General features: G+C 47.3%; 2 protein-coding genes. Both read left to right on the top strand.

What is annotated here, in order from left to right; translation table 11 throughout:
- Positions 1-314: NIL domain-containing protein (locus WEIDD23_RS14400; protein WP_278279467.1), on the top strand; the 314-nt coding region annotated here is incomplete at its 5' end.
- The gene (locus WEIDD23_RS03105; RefSeq protein ID WP_010372100.1) at positions 314-1,009 is read left to right on the top strand and encodes a methionine ABC transporter permease; all 696 of its coding nucleotides are present in this window, start codon (positions 314-316) and stop codon (positions 1,007-1,009) included. The genes WEIDD23_RS14400 and WEIDD23_RS03105, both read left to right, overlap by 1 nt.
- The last annotated feature ends 12 nt before the right edge of the window (positions 1,010-1,021 follow it).

The following is a 1,021-nucleotide window of genomic DNA, read 5'->3' as shown; positions in this document are numbered from 1 at the left end:
CCACAAACCGTGATGAAGCCCTTGAAAAGGTGACTGAGCTGCTCGAAGAACAACCTTTGGCTGATGATGAAGAATTGTTGCAAATTAACTATGTTGGTGCCGATACGGCCCAACCACTGTTGTCAACGATTTACGCCGATTACGGTGTCACAACCAACCTGTTGTACTCAAACATGGAAATCCTAACCAAGACACCGGTTGGCTTAGCAATTGCTATCTTCAAGGGAACAGCGTCACAACGTGCAACGGCAAAGGCAAGCTTTGCTGATCACGGTGTTCAAATTCAAGAATTACACGTAGGAGGACAACACTAATGGCTGATTGGATACAACAAAACTTACCTAACGTTTACTCACTTGGTTGGGGTGGTGATTTCGGTTGGGGGATCGCTATCTGGCAAACCATTTTCATGACGGTCGGATCTGCCATCATTGGTGGTTTGATTGGCTTACTCTTCGGAACTGGTTTGGTGCTAACGGCGGATGATGGTATTACGCCAAACCGACCACTCTTCCAGATTTTGGATAAGGTTGTCTCAGTTGGACGTGCCATTCCATTTATCATCATGGTGGTCGCCTTCTCACCTTTGACCCAGTTGATTGTCGGCACAACAATCGGAACGACAGCCGCCTTGGTGCCATTGTCATTGGGTGTTTTCCCCTTCTACGCACGTCAAGTCCAAGTCGCTTTGCTTGGTGTTGATGCTGGTAAAGTTGAAGCCGCGCGTTCATTTGGTGCGACAAACTGGGACATCATTACCGATGTCTACCTACGTGAAGGCCGTTCTGAATTAATCCGTGTATCAACGGTCACATTGATTAGTTTGGTCGGTTTGACAGCCATGGCCGGTGCCATTGGTGCTGGTGGTTTGGGAACAACCGCAATCGTGACTGGATACCAACGCTTCCAAAACGACGTGATGTGGCTAGCAACGATCTTGATTCTACTTTTGATCGTCTTGATTCAATTCATTGGTGATTTCTTTGCCAAGCGTGCACACCACGGTTAATTAACCAACAAC

The organism is Weissella sp. DD23, assembly GCF_001579105.1.
Lineage (GTDB): Bacteria > Bacillota > Bacilli > Lactobacillales > Lactobacillaceae > Weissella > Weissella cibaria.
Note: the sequence above shows the minus strand (reverse complement) of the source record. Positions and strands in the feature narration are given on the sequence as shown.

Bases quoted from the DNA above. Each gene is read 5' to 3' on its own strand.
- WEIDD23_RS03105 (WP_010372100.1), top strand. From the start codon at position 314: ATGGCTGATTGGATACAACAAAACTTACCTAACGTTTACTCACTTGGT.